Source organism: Embleya australiensis, from assembly GCF_051903075.1.
In the GTDB taxonomy this organism is placed as follows: domain Bacteria; phylum Actinomycetota; class Actinomycetes; order Streptomycetales; family Streptomycetaceae; genus Embleya.
The window spans coordinates 6110272-6131667 of the sequence record NZ_CP182422.1; the positions used below are offsets into that span (position 1 = coordinate 6110272).

The window sequence follows — 21396 nt, forward strand, 5'->3', positions numbered from 1 at the left end:
ACATGATCACACCGGCGCGGATCGCCCCGCCGAACCCGCCGAGGCCGGCCCGTCGCCCCCGACGCCGGCCCACCACCCCCGACGCCGGCCCGGGTGATCCACCCGAACCGGCGTCACACGCGCGGCCTACTTTCGCGCGGTCCGGTGTCGCTCGGCGGCCAGTCCGACCACGACGCCCATCACCGCCGCGGCGGCCATCAGGCCCGCCTGGATCTCGAATGCCCGGGCGAATCCGTCGATCGCCGCCCGGCCCCGTTCCACGCCCGACTCGACCTGGTTCCTCGTGTGATCGGTGGCGACCGTGACGAGTACCGCGATGCCGATCGCCGCGCCGATCTGCTGGCACGTCGTCACCATCGCCGACGCGACCCCGCCCTCACCCTCGCCCGCACCGCCGGTCGCGGTATTGATGATCGCGACGAACGCCACCCCCAGACCCAGGCCGGTGATCACCAGCGCGGGCAGCAGGTGCGCGGCGAACGAGCTGTGCGCGTCCAGTCGGCTGAGCGACCACATGCCGCCCGCCGCCACCGCCGGACCCACGCTGACCGGCAGCAGCGGTCCCCGGTGCGCGAGCAGCTTGGTGGACACCGCCGCGCCCGCGCCCATGCCGACGCTGAACGGCAGGAACGACAGGCCGGTGCGCATCGGCGACCAGCCCTGGATGCGCTGCATGTACAGGGTCAGGAAGAAGAACATCGCGAACAGCCCGCCGGCCGCGACCAGGACCATGACGTCCGCGAGCACCACGTGCCGCATCCGCAACAGGGCCCGGGGCAACAGCGGTTCGGCCGCCGCGCGTTGGCGCACGATGAAGCCGAGGGCGAGGACGACGGCCACGCCCAGGCCGACCAGGGTCCGGGTCGAACCCCACGGGTGCTTGTCGGTCTCGACCACCGTGTACACCAGGGTCAGCACGGCGGCGGTGCCGAGCGCCGCACCGGCGAAGTCCGGTACCCGGCGCGGCGCGTCGCGGTCGTCCGGGCCGATCGTGCGGGGCAGCGCGAACAGCGCGAGCGCGCCGATCGGCAGGTTGATCAGGAAGATCCAGCGCCAGTGGGTCCATTCGACGAGCGCGCCGCCCAGGAGCAGCCCGGTGGCCGCACCGAGTCCGGTGAGCGCGGCCCACGTGCCGAGTGCGCGGGCCCGCTCGGCGGGGTCGCGGAAGGTGGCCAGCAGGATCGACAACGCGGCGGGGGAGAGCATCGCGCCGGCGATGCCCTGTGCCGCACGGGCGCCGATCAGCACCCCGGCGTTGGGGGCCAGTCCGCACACCGCCGAGGCCAGGACGAACACCGCCAGGCTGATCCCGAACAGCCGGCGCCGGCCGAGCAGGTCGGCCAGCCCGCCGCCGATCAGCAGGAAGCCGCCGAAGGTGAGGAAGTAGGCGTTGGTGACCCAGGAGAGCGAGCTCTCGCCGAACTCGAGGTCGTCGCCGATGGTCGGCAGGGCGACATTGACGATCGTGTCGTCGACCAGCAGGACGAACTGGGCGACGCACACCAGCAGCAGCACCAGCTTGGGGTTCGTCGGGCGGCCGGATCGTTTGGACGCGGAAGTGTCGATCCCCCGTGGCGCGGCGGTGACGGGTATCCCTGAGGCAGCCATCGGCCATTCCTACGTTCGTAGAAGTAGTTTCTATAGTTGTAGAGAAAATCTCTACAAGCGTCAAGCTCGGGGATAATGGACCCATGCCGCACGACAACGAACCCGCCACGTCGTCCCCGCCCCCCGCACGGGCCGACCGCCGCACGCTGATGCTCGACGCGTCGATCCGGGTGCTTGCCTCACAGGGGTTGCGCGGGCTGACCCATCGCGCGGTGCAGGAGGAGGCGGGGCTGCCCAACGGCTCGGTGACGTACTACTTCAAGACGCGCGATCAGCTGATCCTGGCCGTGATCGACCGGATGGCCACCCTCGACAAGATGTACGCCAACGAGATCACCCACGAGCTGATGCGGATGACGGCGGTGCGCCCGATCGCCATCGACTACCCGCGGATCGCCCGGTCCCTGCGCGAGTGGTGGAACGACGGCCGGGACGTGCAGTTGGCCCGGCTGGAGCTGGAACTCGCGGGCGCGCGCGAGCCGTTGATCCGCGAGGAGATGATCCGCTGTCAGGCCGAGTTCCGCGGCTTCGCCGAACTGGTCGCGCTGGCCCTGGGATCGACGAACGCGCGCCTGGACGGGCACGTCCTGCTCGCCCTGCTCCAGGGACTGCTGTTCGACCACGTCACCCGCGACTGGGAGGACCCGGAGATCCTGGAGGTCGGCCTGCGCCGGGCGATCGAGTCGGTGCGGTACTGAGGCCCCGGGGGGCGCGTCGGGGCCCGCGACGGGCCGGCCCCGCGAGCCGGCGCCGAAGCCGTCCGACGGTCAGTGCCGGTGGTGGCCGTGCGAGTCCGAGTCGTGCACCACGTCGGTGATCCGGCTGACCCCGTTCACCCGCTCGGACAACGACGGCAGCACGCCGAGCGACGGCCCGACCGCCAGTGCCACCACCATCAGCACGAGCATCGCGGCGGCCTGCGTGGTCCGCCGGGTCCACCAGCGCACGCCCGCCGCCCGGCCGGGTGCCCGCTCGTTGTCATTGCGCGTTCGTGTTGCCATCGCTCGACGAACAGCCATCTCTCCGACTCCCCATCCATCGCACGCCACCCTTCGACGGTTGTGGCCTCGCGCCGTCGATCCCCTGCCGTGCTGCCTCCACTCTCGTCCTTTTCCGCCCGGACGTCACGGGGCGCGAACCCCTTCGCACAGGGTTCTCACAGACTTGTGACAGTCCATTGGTCCCGGCAACACCGACCATGGGGATTCCCGCCACGGAACGGCACGCGGTGGGCGGCGGATCGCGCGGGTCAGCCGCCGAGTTCGACCGGCAGGCTGCTCAGTCCGCGCACCCGGATCGAGGGCTGCCAGGAGATCGGCGCGTGCCGCCGGACCTTCGGGAAGCGGGTCAGCACGGTACGGACCGCGATCTCGCCCTCCAGGCGGGCCAGTGGCGCGCCGATGCAGTAGTGGATGCCCTGGCCGAAGCTCAGGTGGCGGGCCGGGTCGGGCCGATCGAGCCGGATGCGGTCCGCGTGCGGGTAGCGGCGCGGATCGCGGTTGGCCGCCGCGATGGACAGGAAGACCGTGTCGCCGGCCGGAATGGTCACTCCGCCCAACTCCAGATCCTCCAGCGGGAATCTCCGGATCGCGAGCAGTGCCGGGGACATGTGCCGGGCCACCTCCTCGACCAGGGTCGGCACCGCCTCCGGGTCGGCCCGCAACGCGTCGCGCAACACCTCGTCGTCCACCATCGCGTACAGCGCGCCGGCCATCAGATTGGCCGAGTTCTCGTAGCCGGCGAACAGCAGCAGGAAGGCCAGCGAGGTGAGTTCGTCCTCGCTCAGCCGATCGTCGGCGTCCCGCGCGGCGATCAGCGCGGACAGCAGGTCGGGGCCGGGATTCGCCCGTTTGGCCGCGAGCAGCGCGACGAAGAAGGCGTACATCTCGCGCACGGTCGCGCGGATGCCCTCGCGCGTGGCGTCGGCGCCGAGCACCGCGTTGGTCCAGGTGCGGAAGTCGGTTCGGGACTCGGCCGGTACGCCGAGCAGTTCGGAGATCGCGCCGACCGCGAACGGGGTGGCGAAGTCCCGGACCAGATCCACCCGTTCGCGGCCGGCGAGGTCGTCGGCCAAGGCCTCGGCCGCACGCTCCAGTTCGGGGCGCAGGCTCGCGGTGTGCCGTGCGGTGAACGCCTGGCCGGCGAGTCGGCGCAGCCGGGTGTGGTCGGGCGGGTCCATGTTCAGCAGGTTGGCGTCCAGGGCGGGCGGAAGTTCGAACCCCTTGTAACCACCGGGCCTCGCATGGGACTTGTCCAGCGAGAACCGGGGATCGCCGAGCGCCGCCTGTACGTCGGCGTGCCGGGTGACCAGCCACGCCGGGCTGCCGTCGGGCGCGACGATCGTGTGTACGGGACCGGCCTCGCGCATGCGGGCGAAGACACCGTGTGGATCGTGGGCCATGGCGCGGGCGACATCCACCGGGAACCGCTTTCGATCGGCGACAACACGTTTTGCCAACCTATCGACGCCACCGGGCGAAGCCAAACCGCCGGCCCGGGGCCGCTCCGCCCGGGTCCGCACTGCCCGCGCCCGGCTCAGCGCGGGAGTCGGCTCAGGAAGTCGGCGATCAGTGGGGCCACCTCCGCGAGCTTGTCCTCCAGAGCGAAGTGGCCGGTGTCCAGCACGTGCACCTCGGCGTCCGGCAGGTCGGCCAGGTAGGCGTGCGCGCCGGCCTCGGGGAAGAACATGTCGTTGCGGCCCCACACGATCAGCGTCGGCGGGCGGTGCTCGGCCAGCCACGCCTGCCAACTCGGGTACAGCGCGACGTTGGTGTGGTAGTTCAGGGCCAGGTCGACCTGGGCGTCCTTGCGCCCCGGCAGGTCCAGGAAGTGCTGGTCCAGCGTCCAGCCGTCGGGGGCCACCAGCGTCGGGTCGGCCGTACCGCCCTCGTACTGGCCGCGCGTGACCGGCAGGACCAGCAACTCGGCGGCCCGATCCCGCGCACCGGCGACCTCGGGGGTGAGCGCGACGAAGTCGCGGGCCACTTCCGACAGGCCCTCGGCGTACACGTTCGCGTTCTGCACGATCAGCCCGGCGACCGCCGCAGGCCGCCGCTCGGCCAGCCGCATGCCCACCGGCCCGCCGAAGTCGAAGGTGTAGAGCACGTAGCGGGTCAGGCCGAGCGCGTCCACGAACCCCTCGACCACGTCGGCCAGCCGGTCGAACGAGTAGGTGAACCCGTCCGGCACCTCGGTGTGCCCGAAGCCGGGGTAGTCCGGCGCGACCAGGTGGAAGTCGTTGCCGAGCACGTCGATCAGCCGGCGGAACTGATGCGAGGCCGACGGGAATCCGTGCAGCAGGAGCAGCGTGGGCGCGTCAGCGGGTCCGGCCTCGCGGTAGAAGACCCGAACCCCGTCGACCTCCACGAACCGGTGCGCCACCTGCGGAATCGCGGCGATGTTCATGATCTTCCGCCTTCGTCGTCGGGCTGGTGGGTCAGTTCTATCGATGTTCGATCTAATGAGTCAAGGAGAAGATGAGCATTAGCAATGCGGTATATCCGAAACGATATGTGCGAGCCTCCAACAGGTATTGGACGGGCATGCCGTGGCGCGGGAGGCTCGGGGTGGGAAAGCCCGAGGTGACAAACCCGGGGGCGGATGATTGACAACGATGGCGACGGCGATCGTCACTGCGGCGAAGGGATCGGCGATGGCACGATCGGTGGTCGGGAAGGCGGTCCGGTCCGCGCACTACGTGGCGGGGGAGTTCCGGCCCGCAGGCGCCGCGCGGTTTCCGCTGGTGGACCCGGTGAACGGGACGGTGGTGGGCGAGGTGCCCGAGGCCGACCGGGAGACGGTGGACGCGGCCGTGGCGGCTGCCAGGGCGGCGCTGGCCACGTGGGGCGGCTCCTCGGTCGAGGCGCGGGCCGCGGCGCTGCGGCGGATCGCGGACGGCGTCGAGGCCCGTTTCGAGGAGTTCGTCGACGCCGAGGTCGCGGACACCGGCAAGCCGCGCGACCTGGCCGCGAGCGTGGACATCCCGCGTGCGATCGGCAACTTCCGGGCCTACGCCGACCTGCTGTACGGCCGGCCCGAGCGGGCCCACTCGACCGCCGTGCCGGGATGGAGCGGCGGCACCGGGCAGGCGCTCAACTACACCGTGCGCCGGCCGCTCGGCGTGGTCGCGATCGTCTCGCCGTGGAACCTCCCGCTGCTGCTGCTCACCTGGAAGGTGGCGCCCGCGCTCGCGGCCGGCAACACCGTGGTGGCCAAGCCGTCGGAGGAGACGCCGTCCACCGCGACGCTGCTCGCCGAGGTGATCCACGAGGCCGGCCTGCCGGTCGGCACGTTCAACCTGATCCACGGTCACGGCGCGGGCGCCGCAGGGGAGTTCCTGACCGCGAACCCGGACGTCGACGCGATCGCATTCACGGGCGAGTCGGCCACCGGCACCGCGATCATGCGCGTGGCCGCCGAACACATCACCCCGGTCTCCTTCGAACTCGGCGGGAAGAACCCGGCGATCGTGTTCGCCGACGCCGACTTCGAGCAGGCCGTGGCGGGCACCCTGCGCTCCGCCTTCACCCACTCCGGGCAGATCTGCCTGTGCACCGAGCGGGTCTACGTCGAGCGCTCGATCCACGCCGATTTCGTCGCCGAACTGGGCCGCAGAGCCGCCGCGTTGACCGACTACGGGCCGATGATCTCGGCCGCGCACCGGGACAAGGTGCTGTCCTACTACCGGCTCGCGGTCGAGGAGGGCGCGACGGTCGTCGCCGGCGGCGGGGTACCGAGCTTCGGCGACGAGCGCGATCGGGGCTTCCACGTCGAGCCGACCGTGCTGACCGGCCTGCCGCAGAGCGCGCGCACCGTGCGGGAGGAGGTCTTCGGGCCGATCTGCCACGTGGCGCCGTTCGACACCGAGGACGAGGCGGTCGCGCTGGCCAACGACAGCCCGTACGGCCTCGCGGCGACGGTCTGGACCCGCGACCTGTCCCGCGCGCATCGGGTGGCCCCGCGCGTCGCGGCCGGGATCGTCTGGGTCAACTGCTGGAACCTGCGCGACCTGCGCACCCCGTTCGGCGGGATCAAGGCATCGGGCATCGGCAGAGAGGGCGGCGAATACTCGCTGGACTTCTTCTCCGAGCCGGTCAACATCTGCATCGCCGTCTGAAGGCGTCGAAGACATCGAAGACATCGAGGACACCGAAGGCTCTGGAGGGTCCGGAACAGTGACGAATGCCAGCGGGACGGCCGGCGAGGCGGCCGACGGGAGAGCCGACGTGGGAGCCGTCGAGGCGGCCGCCGCACGACTGCTCGACGCGGAGCGAACGGGCCTGCCATGCGCACCGGTTCGCGACCTGATCCACGGCGTCGAGCAGGCGTACGCGGTCCAGGAACGACTCACCCTGGCCCGGCTCGCCGAAGGCCGCCGGCTCGTCGGTCGCAAGATCGGCCTGACCTCCGCCGCCGTGCAGGGCCAACTCGGGGTGCATGAGCCGGACTTCGGCATGCTGTACGCCGACATGGCGGTGCCCGACGGGGCGGAGATCCCGGTCGGCGCGGTGCCGCAGGCGCGCGCCGAGGCGGAGGTGGCCCTGGTGCTGGCCGCCGACCTCACGCACGAGCGGCACACCGTCGCCGACCTGATCCGGGCCACCGCGTTCGTGCTGCCCGCGATCGAGGTGTGCGGCAGCCGGGTGCGCGACTGGGACATCTCCATCGCGGACACGATCGCGGACAACGCCTCGTCCGGGATGTACGTGCTGGGCAACCGCCCGGTGGCGCTCGCCGACGTCGACCTGCGGCTCGCCGGCATGGTCCTGGAGCGGCGCGGCGAACCGGTCTCCACCGGCGTCGGCGCCGCCTGCCTGGGCCATCCGCTGCACGCGGCCCTGTGGCTCGCCGACCGCCTGGTCCGCCTCGGCCGCCCGCTGCGTGCCGGGGACACCGTGCTCACCGGCGCGCTCGGCCCGATGGTGCCGGTCGTCCCGGGCGATGTGCTGGAGGCCCGGATCGACGGACTGGGCGACGTCCGGGTCGCGTTCGCCGCGAACGACACCAAGGAGAACGACCGATGAGCGGTTCGCACGACGCAGACCTCGTCGCGGCGCTCGCCGCCCGGCTGGACGAGGCCGCGCTCGCCGGGCGGACCGCCCGGCGCCCCACCGACACCGCCGACCTCGACCCGGCGACCGCCTACCTGGTCCAACGCGCCGTGATCGAGCGGCGGATCGCCCGAGGCGAGGCGCCGCTCGGCGTCAAGATGGGCTTCACCAGCCGCGCCAAGATGATCCAGATGGGCGTCGACGACGTGATCTGGGGCCTGCTCACCGATGCGATGCTGATCGAGGAGGGCGGGGTCCTGGACACCGCCGGCCTGATCCAGCCGCGGATCGAGCCGGAGATCGCGTTCCTGATCGGCCGCCCGCTCGCCGGCGCGGTCACCCCGGCCGAGGCGGTGCGCGCGATCGCCGGCGTCGCGGTCGCCTACGAGGTATTGGACTCGCGCTACGCCGACTTCGCCTTCACCCTGCCCGACGTGATCGCGGACAACGCGTCGGCGGCCGGCTTCGGCGTGGGTCCGTGGCAGGACCCGGGCACGGTTGATCCGGCCAACCTGGGCCTGCTCGTCGAGATCGACGGCCGGCCCGTGGCGACCGGGTCGTCGGCGGCCATCCTGGGCAACCCGCTGCGCTCGCTGATCGCCGCCGCCCGGCTCGCCGCCGGGGCCGGCCTGGAACTGCGGCCCGGGTGGATCGTGCTGGCCGGCGCCGCCACCGCCGCGCTGCCGCTGCCGAGGGGCGTCCATGTACGGGTGTCCGCGGCGGGGCTTGGCCGGGCCGAGGTGAGCACCCGATGAGTGCCGACGACGCCATCGTGGTCGCGGGCAAGGCCGCCCCGCGCGGCCGGTTCCCGCACGTGCGCCGGGCCGGCGACTTCGTCTACGTGTCGGGGACCAGCTCGCGGCGCCCCGACGGCAGCTTCGTCGGCGTCCGGGTGGATTCGGCGGGCACCACCGACCTCGACATCCGCGCGCAGACCCGGGCCGTGATCGAGAACATCGCCGACCTGCTCGCCGCCGCCGGGGGCGGGCTCGCCGACGCGGTCTCGGTGACCACGTACCTCGTGAGCATGAACGACTTCGGCGGCTACAACGAGGTCTACGCCGAGTACTTCGACGAGACCGGCCCCACCCGCACCACCGTCGCCGTGCACCAACTCCCGCACCCGCACCTGCTGATCGAGATCTCCTGCGTCGCCCACATCCCGCGGCCCGTCCCGTCCGGGGAACGTCCGGGGACGCCGCCGCGATCCGAACCGTCTCCTCCGCTGCCTCCGTCGTCGAGTCCTGAGAGGGCGAGATGAATCTGCCGAAGCCGAGCAACGGCCTGCCGTTCAACTTCACCGCCTGGATCGACGAGCACCGGGACCTGCTCCGGCCGCCGGTCGGCAACGTCCAGATCTGGACCGGGACCGACCTCGTGGTCACCGTGGTCGGCGGCCCCAACCAGCGCACCGACTTCCACGACGACCCGCTGGAGGAGTTCTTCTACCAGCTCCGGGGGTCCATGGTGTTGCGGGTGATGGAGGAGGAGGGCCGGCCGCCGGTCGACATCCCGATCCACGAGGGCGACGTCTTCCTGCTGCCGCCGCACGTCCGCCACTCCCCGCAACGACCGGAACCCGGCAGCGTCGGACTGGTGATCGAGTCCAGTCGGGCCGAGGGCGAGGTCGACGCGTTCGAGTGGTACTGCGTCGAGTGCCACCACCTGGTGCACCGCTCGCCGGTACAGGTGCGCTCGATCGTGGACGACCTGCCGCCGCTGTTCGAGGCGTTCTACGCCGGCGACCGCGCCTGCCCGCGGTGCGGCGCGATCCACCCGGGCCGGGTCTGGCCCGAGGCGATGCGGCCGAGGATCCTGCCCCGGCCCGGGGCGGCCGAATGAGCCCCGATCGCGCCGCCCGCTCCCCCCACGCCCCGACCGTCGGCCGAGTCCGGCGGTGGACCACGGAGGTTCCGTGACTGTCATCGACGTCCACGCGCACGTCTTCCCCAGGATCTCGCGCGCCGAGAGCCGCGTGCTGGCGGGCGCGGGCGAGCCGTGGTTGCGGGTGCGCGGGGACGGCACCGGGATGATGATGAGCGGCCCGGACGAGTACCGCCCGGTGCGCGCGCCGCTGTGGGACGCCGAGAGCCGGTTGGTCGAGATGGACACGCTCGGCGTGGACGTCCAGGCGATCTCCTCGACCCCGCTGATGTTCGGCTACGCGGCCGAGACGGCGCGCGCGGTCGAGTGGTGCGACCTGGTCAACGACCGCATCCTCGACTACTGCTCGGCCGACCCGGGGCGGCTGCTGCCGCTGTGCCAGGTGCCGTTGCAGGACCTCGGCGCCGCCCGGGAGACGGTGTCGCGGGCGGTCGCGGCCGGGCATCGCGGCGTACACATCGGCAATCACGTCGGCGAGCGCTACCTCGGCGACGACGGCATCGCCGAGTTCCTGGCGCACTGCGGGGACGAGGGCATCCCGGTCCTGGTGCACCCGTGGGACATGCTCGGCGGCGACCGGATGCGCGACCACATGTTGCCGTGGCTGGTCGGGATGCCCGCGGAGACCCAGCTGAGCATCCTGGGGATGATCCTGCGGGGCGCGTTCGAACGGCTGCCCGCGTCGTTGAAGTTGTGCTTCTGCCACGGCGGCGGCAGCTTCGCGTTCCTGCTCGGGCGGGCCGACAACGCGTGGCACAACCGGGATCTGGTGCGGGCCGATTCGCCCAGACCGCCGTCGGAGTACGTGCGCAGGTTCTACGTCGACTCGGCCGTGTTCGACCCGCGCGCGTTGCGATTGCTGGTCGAGGTGATGGGTGCGGACCGGGTGATGCTCGGCACCGATTTCCCGTTCCCGCTGGGCGAGTCGGACCCCGGCGGGGTGGTTCGGGGCTGCCCGGAGCTGAGCCCCGACGAGCGGGCGCTGATCCTCGGCGGCAACGCGGCGCGCTTCTTCGGCCTCGCCGACCCGGCCGCGGATCGCGCCGTCGGCCGGGCGTCGGCGGACCTCGGGCCGGGCCGGGCCGGTGGATCGGTGCCGGCCGCCGCGATCAGGCCGGCGGGGCCGGGGGTTCCCCCTCGATCGTGACGCGCGCGACCGAGTCGTAGAAGCACAGGTGACCGGCGATGTCGGGCACCGACTCGATCGGCTTCGGGTATTCCCATGCCACGTCCGGGCGCGGGGCGGAGTCGGCGCCGCCCAGGTAGCTCCAGTAGGACGCCTCGCCCTTGAACGGACACGTGGTGTGCGTGTCGGTGGACTCGAAGCGGGTCAGGTCGACGTCGTCCGGCGGCAGGTAGTAGCGGATGGGCAGACCCGTCTCGTAGAGCACGACGGGGCGGGTGGACCGGGCCACCACCTCGCCGTCGATCTCGACGGTCACGGTCTGGGTGCTGTGCACGGTGGTCACGACGTGGCCGGGCGTGGACGTCGGCATGGGCTCTCCTCCGGCGGGCAGGGGCGGTCCTTATTCGATACAACCGCCCGAACCCGGGGTGCATTCCGGCCGAGCACGGGCCGAACGTGTGAGCAACGTGTGGATCGATGCATGGATCGATTCAATTGGTATAGACCTATTGCTCGTGCCGATGGCACCGGTTAGCGTTTTCCGCGTGCGCGCCGGCACCACATGTTCCACATGTTCAGCCCGAACGACCTTTCCAACGCCCCGAGTTGCCCTCGGGGCGAGAACGGAGTCGAGCAGATGCGCAAGGCTATGGCGGGTATCGCGTTGGCCGCGGCAATGGTGGGTGTGGGGGTTGCCGCGCAACCCGCGATGGCGGATCCGAGCGGCTTCTACCTCTGGGGTTACTACCCGAACGCCGAGTCGTGCGACGCGGCGGGCAAGGCCACGGTCCCGGCGCACGGACCGGTGTACCTGTGTCTGAACAACGGCGGCACCGTCTACGCCCTTTGGGTGCACTGACGGATCGGTAGCCAGGGACGGCTACCCACCGGCTCGTCGGGCGGGGCGACGTCATCGCGGGATGACGCCGCCCCGCCCCACGGCGTCACACTACCGCCGGCGCCGCCACGATCGCGGCCGCGCCCCGGGAGGAGTCCTTGGCCCGAAAGGCGACGAGGCGCCGGTCCGCGGCGACCGCCTTGCTCGGCGCGACCAGTGCGAAGGCCATGACGAGTTCGTTTTCCTCCGGGTCCATGGTCGGATAAACCAGCAGGCACCCCCGGCGGGGGCTGACCAATCCGTCTGTGATCGAATCGCCGATCGAGGCGTCGGTACCGACGATCCGTCGGGCCGCGTAGCGGTGTGGCGGGACGCTGACTCGGGAGATTCGCCCTCCCTCGCGCCGACGGCGACTCACCACGTCGAGCGGGCCGAATCCGTGCAGGGTCACCGGGGCGAGGCTGGGGTTCTGGAACTGCGGGGCGATTACCACCCAGTCGTCGATCTTGGCGGCGATCTCGGGGTTCTCCAGGTAGGCCAGATCCGGCCGGAACTGGGCGGGTTCCGCCCAGCGCAATTCGCGCAGTACCGCCAGCAGTGGAGTGTGCGCGATGCGCCCGATGTAGGCCGGGTAGCGAAGCAGGCGATCCTCGACCGGATAGGCCAGCTCGGTGCGCTCCGCACCCAGTGATCGGATCACCGGTTCGAACCGCTCGACGTTGTTGCGCAGTTCGACCGGCTTACTCGGATAGGCCGAGGGTTCCACCCACAACCCCGGCGACCGGGTCTCCACGAGTTCCGCGTTGAACATCTTGTTCCGCGCAGTCGGCTTGAGCCACGGCAGTCGCTGGGTGACCAGGGGCGGAATCTGAGCCGGCGTCACCTGCGGCGCGCCGTCCACGAGTTCGGCGTACAGCCGGAGCTGGTCGCGGAACTCCTCCTCATCCCGGCATATCGCCTCGAACGCCTCGTACAGGTCCCCGTTGCGACCACCCTCGTCGCGGCCGATGTAGAGCCGGACCAGGTCCCGGTAGTTCTTGCGGAAACCGAACCAGCGGCCCATCTGCATGAGCGTGTCCGCCGTCAGCGTCTTGCGGCGGTAGTAGGAGACGGTCAGGCCCTCGATGGTGAAGCCGCGCGAGAGCTTGGCGCCGCCGACCAGGATCCGCCAGACCTTGTCCCGGTCGAAGTCGGCGGCGCGCTGCTCGATCTCCTTGTCGCCGTTGACCACCACGACCGGACTGCCGTTCGAGTCCTCGATCCGCATCGCCGCGATGCCGATGTAGGGGGCGATGTCGGCGAACGAGTCGGGGATCGACGCACCCGCCGCGTGTGCCTCGCTGACCGGGCACACGTCCTCGTCGTACAGCGCGCGCAGGCGCTTGTGCGCCCCCGCCCCGAGATATCCCGCACGACGCCAGATCCCGTTGATCAATTCGGCCTGGTCCCGGTGCACGTGGGTGCGTACCGACTCGTGCACGAGCATCGTGTGGTGCCGGAAGTGGTCCGCGCCCAGCCCGTGGTCCTCGCGGAACAGCTTGATCGCGCCGGTCAGCACGAACATGTCGATCGCGGTGCACAGGTCGCTGTCGTCGTCGTCATGCGCCGGCCGCACCGAGCGTACGTGCGCGAGCCCGGCGGAGTTGGCCACCGTGCGCTCGGCCGAGGGGATCGTGGAGTCGATGTCGTGGAAGTCGGCGACGCCCATGTAACCGTCCGGGCGGTCCAGCGAGATGACGAAGTCCTTCGGGAAGATGTCCTCGGAGTCGGCCGGATCGATGAACACGTTCGCGAACGGGGTCGCGGTGTAACCGATGTACTGGGCGCGCGGCAGCATGCCGAGCAGTTCCGAGATGATCCCGTTGATCGCCGTGCGCTGGACCTGGTCCTGCGCCCACTTCTTCGGGTCGGAGGTGTTGACCGAGGCCTGATCCGACTCGTCGTCGATGATCAGCGCGGGGATCTCGCCGCGCTCGGTCTTGATCCGGGCCAGGTCCTTGACCAGCTTCTTCAGCACCGACGCGTTCTTTTTCACCACCATCAGCCGGGCCGAACTGCGATGCAGGTTCTCCGGCGCGTACAGCGGCGTGAACCGGTCCGCCTTCTCGAACTCCAGCGCACTGAGCCCCTGACGCAGCGCCTGGTAGTCGTCCTGATGCCGGGTCAGTCGAACGATGTCGAACCCGCCCAGTCGGGACGGCAACGCTCCGTGGCGCAGGAACTTGCCGTCCAGCCGATCCCGGTCGTCGAGATAGTCGTAGTCGCGGAAGGCGAGGGTGCCGGAGTCCGGGTCCTGGCCGTAGTAGATGTTCTCGACACCGACGAGTTCCATGTCCAAGCGGCGCTGGGTCTGCGCACGCAGTGCCTCGATGGTGCCGGTGAGCACGATGACCAGGCGGTAGCCCGCGTCGATGGCCTTCGCGGCGACGCCGGTGAAGTTGGCGGTCTTGCCGCTCTGCACGTAGCCGACCACCAACCCCTTGGCCTGATAGGGCTGCTCCCACGTGGGATCGGCCAGGCGCTCGACGACGCGGGTGGTGTTACGGTCCAGGGCGGTGACGGCCTCGGGCGCCCATCCTTTGCCGAGCAGGGTCTCCCGGTATGCCTCCCAGTAGTGGCTGTGGTGCCGGGCGACCGCCTCCGTGTACCAGGGGTCCCAGCCGTCGTCGGTGATCACCACCGCGCCCGAGCTGCGGGCGAACGGCGCGCGTCGGTCCAGGAGTTCACGGGTCGGCGGGGCCAGCCCCAGGGCCTCATAGGTGGCCGTGCGCCGGGCCTGGGTGTTGGGTGGGATGTCGCCGTCGGCGAAGTCCCAGCGGCTGAGTCGATCGCGCCACAGGATGAGCAGCGCGTCGTCCGGGTGCGCGTGGTGCAATCGCCGCCGCAACGCGGCCTCGCCGAGGTCGGGCAGCGGGCCGGGGTGCTCGTCGGCGTGGTAGGCGAGTGCCTTGGCCAGATTCCTGGGACCGGCGGACATGCCGCCGAATGCCGCGCGGTGCAGCGCGAGGAGCGCGAGATCGTCGGTCACCACCGGCCGCCGTCCTTCGATGGGTTCGACTCGGACAGGTCCGACGCGACGTCGGGCGGTAGCACCCGGGAGAGGTCGACGGCGTGGTCGATCCCGTCCGGGGCGGGTGCGATCGAGGGGACCAGGTCGGCGACGTCGATGCGGTAGTCGATGTCGACGATGCGCCGAACGAGAGCCTCCGGCAGCGTGGTGAGAATGCTCTCGGTCAGGCGCGGGAAATCGGCGTCGGCGGGGAACGCCAACGGATTCCCGGCCGAAGCCCACCGACGTTCGCGAGGGATCTCGGCCTCGTTGTCCGTGCCCAGTTTGAGGCGCGTGTCGAAATCGTCCAGCACGTCCGGCGCGTGTACGCGGATCGTCGAACGAATACCCTCGATCAAGCCGAGCACCGAGCGGCCGGTGTCGCTCTCGTCCAGGATGTGCGAGACGAACCACAACGGTCGGTCCGGATGGGGCGCGAGCTGGCCCAGCCCGTGGACCGTATGTACGCGGGCGCGTCCGGTCACGGTCTTCACCTCGACGTCGTACGGCCCGACGGTGAAATCGTGGTCCGCGCAGTCCGGGTGTTGCCACGACCGGACCGCCGCGTGCCACCCGCGCGCCTCGGCCAGGCCGATCAGCGTGAGCAACTCGCCGAACAGGCCGATCTCCGCCTCCAGCGAGATACGCCGGCCCCGGGCCAGGAGCTTGCGCCAGAGGAGGACGGTGGTGCGAACCGCCACCACCGGCGGGGTCTTCATCACCTGCACCCGATCCGCGATCTCGCAGCACACGATGTGGAACTCGCGTAGCAGGTCCATCTGTTCGGTGTACACGTGCAGGAACTGTTCGCCGCCGTCCAGGACGCACACCGCGCGCACGCCCTGCGTGCCAAGCCGGGGTGCCTTCGTGCCGGCCGGGACCGGGATGCGCAGTGCGGGTCGCCGGCCGCCCGCCTCCAGGTGCCAGTACAGCGGCGGATCGCCCTCGACCGGGATCAACATCGGTGCCCCGTTGTCGAGATGGTCGCGCAGCGCCTCGCAGCCCAGGTGTCGGCTCCGCCCGTCCGCGCCGCTCACGCGCCGCCCTCCGAGCCGTACTTCGCCGTCTCGCTCTTGACCGCGGTGAGCAGCAACGACTGCCACAGGTCGAGGTTGTCCTTGACCCGGGGGCCGATGCGCTCGCCGGTGAACGCCTCGTTCATCAGCAGGTACAGCAGCGTCTTGAGCACCGGCACGTCGTTGAGCCCGCCGCGCCGGCCGCCGAGCAGCGCGGCGCGGAACTGCTTGTTCAGCAGTAGTCGGCGCTCGTCCCGGTCGATCGAGAAGAACACGTCCCCGCCGAGCGGCACCCAGCGCACCTCGATCGGCTCCTCGCCCGGGACGAACGGCAGTTCCTCCTCGATCGCCGTGCGCAGCTCCGGCGCGAAGCCCTTCCCTGGCGGCAGTACCGCCTTGCGCTCGCGCGTGGTGGTCCGGGCCTGCCGATAGGCGCCCTCGGCGTCCTTGAGGTAGTCGAGGAAGGTGTGCCCGTCGGCGTCCACGGCCCGCTCGACCGCGTCCACGAAGCCCGGTACGGGCTGGAGTTCGGCCTTCTTCACGGTCAGCCCGAACGCATGCTCGGAGTCGGCCGGCAGGTCGAACGCGACCCGGGCCAGCGACAGGTGCTGCTCGCTCTGGCGCAGGCCGTACCAGCCGCCGGCCTGGACGAGCCGGTCGTGGCGGTACGCGTACAGGCCCTGACGGGCCAGGATCCCGCCGGGCAGGCGGAATTGCTCGGCGTTCGAGCGCGGCGTCCATACGTGCGCGGTCAGCGTCAGCGGGCCGACGCCCTCCAGTTCGGTGGTGAACACGCGCGGATAGCCCGGCAGTCCGGACACGGCGTAGCCGAACGGGTCCACGGCCTGGACCTGCCAGGTCATCGGCGGCACCTCGTCGTCGGTCCCGGAGACCGCGATGGTGATCCGGATCCGCCCGTCGGCGAGGAACCGGTGCAGGTGCAGACCGAGGTGGTCGGCCAGCGAACGCATCGTCTTGGTCACGTAGATGTCGGTCTGCCCGGCGTCACCGCGCGCCGGGAAGTCGCGGACGCCGTCCCACCGCACCGCCGTGCCGTTCCACACCACGTACTCGTCGTACAGGTCGAGGAAACGTTTGGCGAACTCCAGCTCGACGATGTCGCACTGGAAGCTCTCCTGCGCCGACTCGGTCCGCCAGCGGCGCCCGACGGTACCGGCGCGCTTGGCCCGACTGATCACCGTGACGCTGTCGGCGTGGCTGAAGGACGCGGCCTTCAGGCCCATCCCGAACATGCCGAGCGACGTGTCGTCGTACGCCCGCCGCTTGCCGACGGTCATCGCGGTGTCCAACTCGGCCTCGGTCATGCCGCGTCCGTTGTCCACCACGACCAGCGAGGTCAACAGGTCGCCGGTGCGCCGGAAATGCACCACGACCTCGGACGCGCCGGCGTCGATCGAGTTGTCCACGAGGTCGGCCACCGCCTCCTCGAAGCGATAGCCCTGACTGGCGAGTCCCTTGATGTACCCGGGATCCGGAGGCAGGTGCTTGCTGCCGCTCGTAGGTACGTCGATACGCCAGTCGTCCATGCCCACCCCTGGATCCCCACACCTTCGGTGCGCGCTGTCACGCGCCCGCCCCCACTTGCGCCGGACCGACCGTAGCGGTTGGACCGACGCGCCGAAAGCGGAACCCCCGAGTCGTGACCGGGTGGTGCCCGAGCGGAGATGTGCCGGCCGCGATCATGGCCGGAAAACACGGCCGGAGTTCATGGCCGAAGGGCGTGCCCGAAAGCCGCCGTCAGAGGTCGCGGCGCAGCCGGGAACGGGCGAAGTCCGCCCAGTGCGTGGGGAAGTCGGCCTCGACCCGCCGGGCGAGCGCGACCTCCTCGCCGTAGAGCAGACCCCACGTGAAGGCGTTCTCGCCCGCGGCGTGCGCGGCGATCGCAAGCCGCCGCAGCGCCTTGCGCGTCTGCACGCTGTCCTGGTGCGTGCCGAGCAGGCCCTGCATCGCCTTGGCCCGCTTGGTGAGCCGCTTGGTCGGCTTGCCCAGGGCCGGGCCGGTGGCCTCGCCGGCGTAGCGGACCCGCTTGGCGGCCTTGCGCACCTCGTGCAGGGCGGTGTCCCGGGCCCGGCCGGCGGGGGTGCGCAGGGCGACGCGGGCGCGCCGGAACGTGCGGCGGTCGGCCCGGCGCAGGGCCGCCGCGGCCGGCCGCCGGCCCGGGCGGTTCGCCTTGACGGTGAACGGCGGACGCGCGACCAGGGCGTCCAGCGCGTCCAGCAGCGCGAAGTAGCGGGGGCCGTCGAGATCGGCCAGGATCCGCGCCCGCGCGTCGTTGCGCCGCCGTGCGTCCCAGGTGGTCAGGCGGGCCTCCACCGGCCCGAGCACCGCCTCGGCCGGCAGCGCGGCGACCCGCTCGCGCAGCCGCGCGGCCAACACCTCCTGGTCCCGGGCCCGACCCAACTCGGCCGCCAGCCACTTGAGTTCGGCGCCCAAAATCCCGGTCACCCGCTCGTCGAGCACCCGCGAGAACACCCGGAACGCGCTGCGCAGCCGCCGTGTGGCGACGCGCATCTTGTGCACCGAATCGGGCTCGTCGAGCCGGACCCGGGGGTCGTACGCGAACAGGGTGTCGACCTGCTCCCGGACGTAGTCCAGCGCCACCGCCCCGGCGCTGCCCGCCCGCGGCTTGGCGATCCGCCGCTCCGGCCGCGCTCCCGCCTCGGCCAGCGCGTGCCCGAGCTTGGACGCGGACTCGGAGCGCCGCCAGCCCTCCTTGATCAGCCGCCGCTCCAGCGCGTTCGCCAACGCCGCGTCGCCGTCCACCAGTTCGACTTCCAGCTCGGACCAGGAGGTGGTGGTCACCTTCGACCCGAGGAAGACGTCCGCGGTCACCGTGTCGTGCGCGATCTCGGCCAGCGCGGGTCCGTCCGCGCGAGCGATCCGCAGCTCGCGCACGGTCCGCAGGCGCACCACGGGCACCTGCTCCGCGCCGCGCGTGTACGCCCGGATCCGCACCGCGAGGTCGTCCGGCACCACCCGCTCGGACGCACCCAGCGGCGCCCGTACCTCGTCGCGCGCGTCCACCCCGGCGGGCAACTTCAGATGCCACCCGGCATCCCCGCCCCCGGTCCGCCGCCGCAGTGTGATGCCGCGCGCGGCCAGCGCCAGGCCGGGCGTGTCGAAATACATCGCGTCCAACTCGACGGTGTCCCCGACCTCGACCCGCACCCCGTCCGCCACCCCGACGAAGTCCGGCACGCCCACCCCGTCCGGCGCGACATACTTCCGCTCGACCTCACGTACGACCTCTGCCATGGCACGCACCTGCTTCCTGGGGGCGGCACGAGGCGTTCGACCGGGTGGTCGAACGACCCTCGGGGGCGGATGGTCGGCACGTCCGGGACCGGAGCTCGCCGACCGGGCTCGCGGATACGTGTGCCCGAATCGGCCGGTCCGACACGGATCACCCGGGCGGGGCGGGGTCAGGTGTCGAAGGTCCAGCCGAACATGGTGTGGTCGGATTCGGTGGCGGGGGCCGTGGAGCGGTAGGTGGCCATGGCGGCCACGTTGTCGCGTTCGGTGAGCACCCACATGCCGTAGCAGCCGCGTTTGCGGGCCAGTTCGGCCAGGGCCTCGGTGAGGGCACGGCCGATGCCGAGGCGCTGGTGGCTGTCGGCGACGGCCAGTTCGTACAGGAACATCTCGGTGCCCTTGTCGGGATGGGTCGTCTCGACGCCGGTGACCATTCCGACCGGGGTGGCGGCCACGTAGGCGAGCAATATGTGATGGCCCGCCTCGCCCAGGAAGCGGGCCGCCCAGTCCGGGCGCACCGGTTCGTCGAACAGGTCCCCGGCCGCGAGCACATCGGCCACCGTCGTCACACGCCGAATCGACGCCACATTCGTATCCACGACGACATTCAACGAGATTTGGTCCCATTCCAGAAGCCGCTGTCGGCAATGGACCCCCCATGATTGGGGGACCTCTCGGGATGGTACGGGGCGAAATGGCGGTATCGAGCTACCTGCCGTCGGAGGAGCCGCGGCCGCGGAAGCCAAACGCGCGGCGTACGTCGCGGCCGGCCAGGCGCGTCTGCTCCCAGACGGTGCGGAACACGGCCCGAACCGGGACGACGGTGTGCCCCCAGGCGCGCCGGGCCGCCCGACCGGCGGGCGCCAGAATCGCCCGACCGACCCACGCCGAAGGCCGCACCACCGTCGCCCGCAGCCCACGACCGGCCATCCGGGCACCCGACCGGGCCCGCCGCCCACCCCACAGCGCGGGCCGCACGACCACGAACCGCAGCCCCCGGCCGAGGAACCGGACCACGAGCACGACCTTGCGGCCGGCCCACCGGGCGGGAAGCACCGCGAGGACGTACAGGCCCCGGCCGAGCAGGCGGACGAGAAGCACGACCTTGCGGCCGGCCCATCGCGCCGGCAGCACGGTCAGGACGTACAGTCCCCGCCCGGTCGCGCGGCCGACGCGGATGCCCCGGCGCCAGGCCCAGGCCGCCGGCCGCGCCACCAGCACGACGAACCCGACGCGGATTCCGCGCCCGGTCGCGCGCAGTCCGCGCAGGAAGCCGCGAGCGAGCCATCGCGCGGGGACGAACACGCCGTGGTACAGGCCCCGCCCGACGGCCCGGGTCACCACCACCGCGCCGCGCCACACCCACCGGGCGGGGATCAACACCAGCCACCGAAGCACGACGACGACACCGCGCCCCACCAGCGCCAGACCCCGAAGCAGGGCGCCCGCCCCGCGCAGCGCGACCCGACCGCAGGCGACGAGGCCACGCCACAGCGCCTTCGCCGGCACGACCAGGACGTAGTACAGCCACCGCCCGAATCCCCGCGCGAGCACCCGAGCCACGCGCCACGACCACCGCCCGGGCACCAGCACGAGGTAGTACAGCGTGCGCCCGAGCGCATGGGCGACCCACCGACCGGCCGTGACCAGCCCGGCGGCCAGGGGCCGCAACACCGCGTCCCGAAGCCACCGCAGCGGCAGCACGATCCCGTATCGCCCGAGCAGCCGCAGCCCCCGCCAGAGGCCGTTCCCGACCAGCCGCAGCCCACGCCACAGCCCGATCAAGGCCCAGCGAAGCCCACGCCACACCACCCGGGCAACCGCCGCCGCCCCGCGCCACAGCCCCATCACGGCCCAGCGCAACCCACGCCACACGACCCGGGCAACCGCCGTCAGCCCGCGCCACAGCACGTTCTCGACCAGTCGGCGCAGCCCCCGGCCGACAACCGCGAGCGCATACGCGATCGGTACCAAGAGCCGGTCCCACAACAACCACCGCAACCCGCGCCCGATCACCGCGACCAGCCGCCCCGCCGGGACCAGCACCCAGTCCCGGACCGCGCGCCCGGCCACCTTCAGCAGTTCCCACGCCAGGCGGGCGGGCAACAGCACGATCAGCGCGACGATGCGGATCGGCCAGCGGATCAGGTGATAGAGCAGCCCGGTCGGCTCCTCCGCCGATGCGGCGCTCCCAGGACGGTCGCCGGGCTGCATGCCGGACCGGTCGCCGGACCGCTCGACGCGCCGATCGGCCGGCTCCGCGTCGGTGCCCGTGCGAGCAGCCGCCGCCGGGCGGTCCTTGCTCAGATCGACCGGAACGACCACTTCCGCTTGTCTGCCATCGCCCATCGTGTCCCCCGTGTCCCCCGTGTGCACCGTCGCGTCGCGCCGACTCCCGTCGGCTCACGTGCTCTTGGGACACGCCGAACGGCGCGTGCTCACGGTCCGTTCGCAAAGATTTTCGGCTGGACGCGAGTGACCCGCGTCACTCCGGCCCCGTGTACCGCCCTCCGGTGGTCCGGGTGATCGCGGCACCGGCGGCCACGAGTCGG

Annotated in this window: 19 protein-coding genes; 8 read left to right on the forward strand and 11 right to left on the reverse strand. The window is 71.6% G+C overall.

Annotated features, from left to right (window positions below; all coding sequences use genetic code 11):
- Window positions 1–126: 126 nt before the first annotated feature.
- Window positions 127–1608 carry an MFS transporter gene (locus ACMXN5_RS26465; protein ID WP_439677313.1) on the reverse strand — a complete coding sequence of 494 codons (1482 nt, stop codon included), beginning with the start codon at window positions 1606–1608 and terminating at the stop codon, window positions 127–129.
- An 83-nt stretch (window positions 1609–1691) separates the two neighbouring features.
- Here ACMXN5_RS26465 and ACMXN5_RS26470 point away from each other — a divergent pair, with 83 nt between their 5' ends.
- Entirely contained in the window at window positions 1692–2306 is a 615-nt protein-coding gene (locus tag ACMXN5_RS26470) for a TetR/AcrR family transcriptional regulator (RefSeq protein ID WP_439677314.1), read from the forward strand.
- Between the two features lie 69 nt (window positions 2307–2375).
- Here the strand turns inward: ACMXN5_RS26470 and ACMXN5_RS26475 are convergent, their stop codons facing one another.
- The 3 genes from ACMXN5_RS26475 to ACMXN5_RS26485 form a co-directional block, all read right to left on the reverse strand.
- Window positions 2376–2609, reverse strand: a complete 234-nt coding sequence (locus tag ACMXN5_RS26475) for a hypothetical protein (protein WP_380038116.1) — start codon at window positions 2607–2609, stop codon at window positions 2376–2378.
- Between the two features lie 248 nt (window positions 2610–2857).
- Window positions 2858–4009, reverse strand: coding sequence for a cytochrome P450 family protein (locus ACMXN5_RS26480; RefSeq protein ID WP_439677315.1), 1152 nt, complete (start codon window positions 4007–4009; stop codon window positions 2858–2860).
- A 134-nt stretch (window positions 4010–4143) separates the two neighbouring features.
- Complete coding sequence (locus ACMXN5_RS26485; RefSeq protein ID WP_439677316.1) at window positions 4144–5013, reverse strand: alpha/beta fold hydrolase; 870 nt, start codon at window positions 5011–5013, stop codon at window positions 4144–4146.
- Between the two features lie 247 nt (window positions 5014–5260).
- On the opposite strand from ACMXN5_RS26485, the gene ACMXN5_RS26490 reads away from it, so the two are divergent.
- From ACMXN5_RS26490 to ACMXN5_RS26515, 6 genes are all read left to right on the forward strand, one after another.
- The gene (locus ACMXN5_RS26490) at window positions 5261–6724 is read left to right on the forward strand and encodes a 2-hydroxymuconic semialdehyde dehydrogenase (RefSeq protein WP_439677317.1); all 1464 of its coding nucleotides are present in this window, start codon (window positions 5261–5263) and stop codon (window positions 6722–6724) included.
- Between the two features lie 109 nt (window positions 6725–6833).
- Window positions 6834–7631 (forward strand): 2-keto-4-pentenoate hydratase, encoded by a 798-nt coding sequence (locus ACMXN5_RS26495; protein WP_439678086.1) that lies wholly within the window; start codon window positions 6834–6836, stop codon window positions 7629–7631.
- On the forward strand, window positions 7628–8413 hold the full coding sequence (locus ACMXN5_RS26500) for a 2-keto-4-pentenoate hydratase (protein ID WP_439677318.1): 786 nt from the start codon (window positions 7628–7630) through the stop codon (window positions 8411–8413). The genes ACMXN5_RS26495 and ACMXN5_RS26500 overlap by 4 nt, the downstream gene beginning before the upstream one ends.
- The gene (locus tag ACMXN5_RS26505; RefSeq protein ID WP_439677319.1) at window positions 8410–8919 is read left to right on the forward strand and encodes a RidA family protein; all 510 of its coding nucleotides are present in this window, start codon (window positions 8410–8412) and stop codon (window positions 8917–8919) included. The genes ACMXN5_RS26500 and ACMXN5_RS26505 overlap by 4 nt, the downstream gene beginning before the upstream one ends.
- Window positions 8916–9500, forward strand: a complete 585-nt coding sequence (locus tag ACMXN5_RS26510; RefSeq protein WP_395791782.1) for a 3-hydroxyanthranilate 3,4-dioxygenase — start codon at window positions 8916–8918, stop codon at window positions 9498–9500. The genes ACMXN5_RS26505 and ACMXN5_RS26510 overlap by 4 nt, the downstream gene beginning before the upstream one ends.
- A gap of 73 nt (window positions 9501–9573) precedes the next feature.
- The gene (locus ACMXN5_RS26515) at window positions 9574–10689 is read left to right on the forward strand and encodes an amidohydrolase family protein (RefSeq protein ID WP_439677320.1); all 1116 of its coding nucleotides are present in this window, start codon (window positions 9574–9576) and stop codon (window positions 10687–10689) included.
- Here the strand turns inward: ACMXN5_RS26515 and ACMXN5_RS26520 are convergent.
- Window positions 10652–11038 carry a DUF427 domain-containing protein gene (locus ACMXN5_RS26520; RefSeq protein ID WP_439677321.1) on the reverse strand — a complete coding sequence of 129 codons (387 nt, stop codon included), beginning with the start codon at window positions 11036–11038 and terminating at the stop codon, window positions 10652–10654. The genes ACMXN5_RS26515 and ACMXN5_RS26520 overlap by 38 nt on opposite strands.
- A 267-nt stretch (window positions 11039–11305) precedes the next feature.
- Between ACMXN5_RS26520 and ACMXN5_RS26525 the strand changes: the two genes are divergently transcribed.
- Complete coding sequence (locus ACMXN5_RS26525) at window positions 11306–11527, forward strand: hypothetical protein (RefSeq protein WP_439677322.1); 222 nt, start codon at window positions 11306–11308, stop codon at window positions 11525–11527.
- Between the two features lie 85 nt (window positions 11528–11612).
- On the opposite strand, the gene ACMXN5_RS26530 is transcribed toward ACMXN5_RS26525, so the two are convergent.
- The 6 genes from ACMXN5_RS26530 to ACMXN5_RS26555 all read right to left on the reverse strand — a co-directional run bounded on the left by ACMXN5_RS26530 (window position 11613) and on the right by ACMXN5_RS26555 (window position 21169).
- Window positions 11613–14534 carry a Z1 domain-containing protein gene (locus tag ACMXN5_RS26530; RefSeq protein ID WP_439677323.1) on the reverse strand — a complete coding sequence of 974 codons (2922 nt, stop codon included), beginning with the start codon at window positions 14532–14534 and terminating at the stop codon, window positions 11613–11615.
- Window positions 14531–15592, reverse strand: a complete 1062-nt coding sequence (locus ACMXN5_RS26535; RefSeq protein WP_439677324.1) for a PD-(D/E)XK motif protein — start codon at window positions 15590–15592, stop codon at window positions 14531–14533. Before ACMXN5_RS26535 ends, ACMXN5_RS26530 begins: the two co-directional genes overlap by 4 nt.
- Entirely contained in the window at window positions 15589–17118 is a 1530-nt protein-coding gene (locus ACMXN5_RS26540) for an ATP-binding protein (protein WP_439677325.1), read from the reverse strand. Before ACMXN5_RS26540 ends, ACMXN5_RS26535 begins: the two co-directional genes overlap by 4 nt.
- Window positions 17119–17329: 211 nt before the next feature.
- Window positions 17330–18847 (reverse strand): CYTH and CHAD domain-containing protein, encoded by a 1518-nt coding sequence (locus tag ACMXN5_RS26545; RefSeq protein ID WP_439677326.1) that lies wholly within the window; start codon window positions 18845–18847, stop codon window positions 17330–17332.
- Window positions 18848–19014: 167 nt separating this feature from the next.
- The gene (locus ACMXN5_RS26550; RefSeq protein ID WP_439677327.1) at window positions 19015–19443 is read right to left on the reverse strand and encodes a GNAT family N-acetyltransferase; all 429 of its coding nucleotides are present in this window, start codon (window positions 19441–19443) and stop codon (window positions 19015–19017) included.
- Between the two features lie 109 nt (window positions 19444–19552).
- Window positions 19553–21169, reverse strand: a complete 1617-nt coding sequence (locus tag ACMXN5_RS26555; protein WP_439677328.1) for a hypothetical protein — start codon at window positions 21167–21169, stop codon at window positions 19553–19555.
- Window positions 21170–21396: the final 227 nt, after the last annotated feature.

Excerpts from the sequence above, each read along its gene's own strand:
- ACMXN5_RS26520 (WP_439677321.1), bottom strand. The coding sequence starts at position 11,038 with ATGCCGACGTCCACGCCCGGCCACGTCGTGACCACCGTGCACAGCACC.
- ACMXN5_RS26480 (WP_439677315.1), bottom strand. The coding sequence starts at position 4,009 with ATGGCCCACGATCCACACGGTGTCTTCGCCCGCATGCGCGAGGCCGGT.
- ACMXN5_RS26525 (WP_439677322.1), top strand. The coding sequence starts at position 11,306 with ATGCGCAAGGCTATGGCGGGTATCGCGTTGGCCGCGGCAATGGTGGGT.
- ACMXN5_RS26540 (WP_439677325.1), bottom strand. The coding sequence starts at position 17,118 with ATGGACGACTGGCGTATCGACGTACCTACGAGCGGCAGCAAGCACCTG.
- ACMXN5_RS26505 (WP_439677319.1), top strand. The coding sequence starts at position 8,410 with ATGAGTGCCGACGACGCCATCGTGGTCGCGGGCAAGGCCGCCCCGCGC.
- ACMXN5_RS26470 (WP_439677314.1), top strand. The coding sequence starts at position 1,692 with ATGCCGCACGACAACGAACCCGCCACGTCGTCCCCGCCCCCCGCACGG.
- ACMXN5_RS26545 (WP_439677326.1), bottom strand. The coding sequence starts at position 18,847 with ATGGCAGAGGTCGTACGTGAGGTCGAGCGGAAGTATGTCGCGCCGGAC.
- ACMXN5_RS26500 (WP_439677318.1), top strand. The coding sequence starts at position 7,628 with ATGAGCGGTTCGCACGACGCAGACCTCGTCGCGGCGCTCGCCGCCCGG.
- ACMXN5_RS26465 (WP_439677313.1), bottom strand. The coding sequence starts at position 1,608 with ATGGCTGCCTCAGGGATACCCGTCACCGCCGCGCCACGGGGGATCGAC.
- ACMXN5_RS26490 (WP_439677317.1), top strand. The coding sequence starts at position 5,261 with ATGGCACGATCGGTGGTCGGGAAGGCGGTCCGGTCCGCGCACTACGTG.
- ACMXN5_RS26485 (WP_439677316.1), bottom strand. The coding sequence starts at position 5,013 with ATGAACATCGCCGCGATTCCGCAGGTGGCGCACCGGTTCGTGGAGGTC.
- ACMXN5_RS26475 (WP_380038116.1), bottom strand. The coding sequence starts at position 2,609 with ATGGCAACACGAACGCGCAATGACAACGAGCGGGCACCCGGCCGGGCG.
- ACMXN5_RS26510 (WP_395791782.1), top strand. The coding sequence starts at position 8,916 with ATGAATCTGCCGAAGCCGAGCAACGGCCTGCCGTTCAACTTCACCGCC.